Here is a 3,545-nt window from a genome sequence, read left to right on the forward strand (position 1 = left end):
GCAGAGATTGCGCCGAGGTGCTGCATTTTTGGCGCATGCTCTTTCAAACAGAGCGCAACGTCTCTGGTGACGCCAGTAGATTGCCCAATCTGCATAGTCATACGAACGATTTCAAATTTGGAACCTCAACCCTAACATAACAAAACAAGTTGCGCAACATCTTGCGCTAAATACGCAATTTTGGTAGGTAGATTACAGCAATGTTGCTGGGCAGGATCTTGGTTAATGGCGAGGAAACGCGTTACGTTACAGGACCTTGCCGACGCACTCGGCATTTCGAAATTTTCGGTCTCGAGAGCTCTGTCTGGCAAACCGGGAGTCGGGGAAGGTACACGGCGAAGGGTCGAAGGCGCGGCCAGGGAGATGGGCTATCCCTTTGTAACTGAACAGGCCCAAAACCGAGGACAGATTTGGTTTTTGCGCCGGGAGATTGATCGTGTGAGCACGGAACTGTGGTCAAATATCCTCCTTGGCGCGGAACAGGAGGCCGAGGCTTCCGGTTTTACCGTAATTTCAAAGCAGGCCCACAGCCTCCTGGATGGGCCGGTAGATGAGGCCGTAGTAGGGTTGATCCTCGCAATACCTTACCCGGAAGAGCTCTCCGGGATCGCGAGCCGATCCAACCTGCCAGTGGTTTGCTCAGGATATGCAGGTCCGCTGGAGCACATTGATCAAGTCTCGGGTGCAGACTGGGAAGCTGGTGTCACGATCGCACGCTACCTGGCAGCGTTAGGGCATCGCAAGTTCGTATTCGTCCACGGAGACGCAAGGTTGTTAGGCCGGGCGGAAAGATTTAGGGGATTGTGCGATGGAGCAAAGGAGTTTGATGGAACTGTAGACGATCTTGTCTTCGATGAACAAGCGGGGCTGCGCAAGCCGCTCCTTGACTACATGGATGCCGGCGGCAAACCGTCCGCACTATTTTGCGCTCATGACGGCATAGCTGTGAGTGTTATTTCGGAACTGGCCCTCCTTGGAATTCGTGTGCCTGAAGATGTTTCGGTGGTTGGCTTCAATGATTTCATATCGGCCTCGCAGGTCGCACCCCGCTTGACGACAATACGAACACCTCATGTCGAAATGGGAGCAGCGATGACCCGTTGCATTGTTGACAGAGTCTCGAATTCCCGCTTTCAAACAGTCCCTCCTTTACGCATAAACCTCGTGCCGGAACTGATCATACGCGAGTCGGCAGGTCCGGCTTCGCTGGTGCCGTGGGAGCGAAAGTAACGGGTAGCTTCAGCAGCCTTCCGCGGTGGGTCCACTTGATCACAATTATTAAGGAGACACTGCGAGGTTAATCGGCGAAAGTATGCCTCAGACCCAATAATGGCGAACGAAGGTGACTGCGAACAGCCGTGTCGCAGCCAAGTGGTGAGGGGCTGAGGGATGAGGCGCCACGATCGACAGCGCGGGAGCGCCATTACGCCCTCCAGTCGGGGAGTTCGGGGGCGAAATTATCTCTTGCAGATTGCTGAATTAGCTGACTTTTGTTTCATTCCGTTAACCACATTGCCCACCATCGTCCTTAGCGCGGCAGTATTCGGTTTTCCGTTATTGCTGTCGTTGATCATGAGCTTCGTCGCCTGGTCGATTGACCAACCTGTTTCGGAAGCTCAGTTTGTGGGCCTGCGAAACTATAGGGACCTTTTCGCAGATCAGGTGTTCGTCGCAAGCCTCTGGCTTACGCTTGGATATACCTCTGCAACGGTCAGCCTCGAAATTCTGATCGGGCTGGCAATCGCCCTGCTTCTAAATCTGGATCTTCCGTTCATCCGCATCTTTCGAACGGCATTGATCGTCCCGATGATGGTAACCCCTATCGTCGCTGCGCTTTGTTGGAAACTCCTCCTCGACCCAACATATGGACTTGTCGACTATCTCATCGGATCGCCGGTCATCTGGCTCGGCGACCCGACGCTGGCACTCATCACAGTGGGCGGAGTGAACGTGTGGCAGAACGCACCGTTCGTGGCACTCCTCCTCCTGGCGGGTCTGCAGTCCGTGCCGAAGGAGTTAATGGAAGCGGCAAGGATCGACGGCGCGACCAAGACGGCACTGTTCCGTCATGTAACTTTGCCGCTTTTGTCGCCCTATTTGCTCGTGGCGATGCTCCTACGGATCATTTTTGAGTTCAGGGCCTTCGACAACGTCTACGTGATGACCGCAGGCGGGCCTGCGAACGCGACGTTGGTACTCTCCATTTACGTCTATCACACGTCCTTCTTCAGCTTCGATCTCACGCTGGCTTCGGCTGCGTCGTGGATTATGCTGTTGATCGTCCTGACAGTCTCCCTGCTCCTGATAGCAGCCATACGTCAAAAGGAACCCTACTGATGAAATCCCTGTCGTACACAGGCTACAGGCAAGGATGCTACTACGCCTTCGTGTATGGCGCATTGATCTGCTTGCTTGTGATCTTCCTGCTGCCGCTGCTTTGGGTACTTGGACTGTCCTTGAAGACACGCGAGCAGATTTTCACGACACCGCCACTCTTTCTGTGGTGGCCGACTATGGAGAACTATTTCGCGGTCTTGTCTGAGGGGAACTTTCTGGTTTCCTTCTGGAACAGTTTTTTGGTGACCACCGCGACAGTTTTGGTCTCCCTGTTTGCTGGAATACCTGCGGCCTATACCATCGCCCGATTCCGCTTCCCCGGTCGCAAACTCATCTTCTTTTCGCTGCTCATCATGCGGATGCTGCCGCCAATTGCGGCGCTCTTGCCGTTGTATGTGATGTTCAGTCTTGTGGGACTGAACAGCTCTAGGACGGGCCTCATCCTGGCCTATACGACATTCAGTCTTCCCGTGATTGTTTGGGTCACGCGCGACTTCTTCAAAAGTGTGCCGCGCGACTTGGAAGAAGCGGCCTATATGGACGGCGCGTCCCGGACGGGGGCTTTCCTCAGGATCGCCTTGCCCTTGGCCAAACCGGGGATCACCACCGCGGCTATCTTGTCGCTGCTCCTTGCCTGGAACGACTTCATCTTCGCGGCCATTCTCACCAATAACGCCACGCGAACATCGCCGGTCCTCCTGAGCACTTACGCGGGTAGCGAGACCGGGACGGATTGGGGAGCCATCGCGGCATCCGGCATTCTGGTTCTCCTGCCCGTGATCGTGTTCTCGCTGATCGTTCAAAGGCACCTTGTACCTGGCTTGTCGTCAGGAGCTATAAATGATGCTAAAATTACCTGACGGGTGATGGAGGGAGCCATGTCCAGTTCGAGTAAGGCCGGCCTGATCAATCGGCGGACGTTGCTTGGATCGACTTTGGCCGGCATCAATCTGGCCGCACTCGGCTCGTCGACGACAGCTCGCGCGGAGCTTGGAAAAAAGCCTTCAAAGCTCGTTGTCCTCGGCGACAACGCCTCATGGAAGGGAACGATCCTCCAAGACGCGATTCCTGCCTTTAAAAATGACACGGGCATAGACGTCGAATACGTGCAGTTGCCCATAGACTCTCTGGTCATACGGTGCCGGGCCGAAATGTCCGGCCAAGAACCCACGAGCTTCGATATTGTGCAGATGGGCTCCTCCATGGTC

General features: G+C 55.0%; 4 protein-coding genes. All 4 read left to right on the top strand.

What is annotated here, in order from left to right:
* Positions 1–225 precede the first annotated feature (225 nt).
* Positions 226–1,230 carry a LacI family DNA-binding transcriptional regulator gene (locus LB462_RS30760; protein WP_224515895.1) on the top strand — a complete coding sequence of 335 codons (1,005 nt, stop codon included), beginning with the start codon at positions 226–228 and terminating at the stop codon, positions 1,228–1,230.
* A gap of 282 nt (positions 1,231–1,512) precedes the next feature.
* Complete coding sequence (locus LB462_RS30765; protein ID WP_224515897.1) at positions 1,513–2,337, top strand: carbohydrate ABC transporter permease; 825 nt, start codon at positions 1,513–1,515, stop codon at positions 2,335–2,337.
* Entirely contained in the window at positions 2,337–3,197 is an 861-nt protein-coding gene (locus LB462_RS30770; protein ID WP_224515898.1) for a carbohydrate ABC transporter permease, read from the top strand. The genes LB462_RS30765 and LB462_RS30770 overlap by 1 nt, the downstream gene beginning before the upstream one ends.
* 18 nt (positions 3,198–3,215) lie before the next feature.
* A partial coding sequence (locus tag LB462_RS30775; protein ID WP_224515900.1) for a hypothetical protein occupies positions 3,216–3,545 on the top strand: 330 nt, incomplete at its 3' end.

Source organism: Phyllobacterium chamaecytisi, from assembly GCF_020164455.1.
In the GTDB taxonomy this organism is placed as follows: domain Bacteria; phylum Pseudomonadota; class Alphaproteobacteria; order Rhizobiales; family Rhizobiaceae; genus Phyllobacterium; species Phyllobacterium chamaecytisi.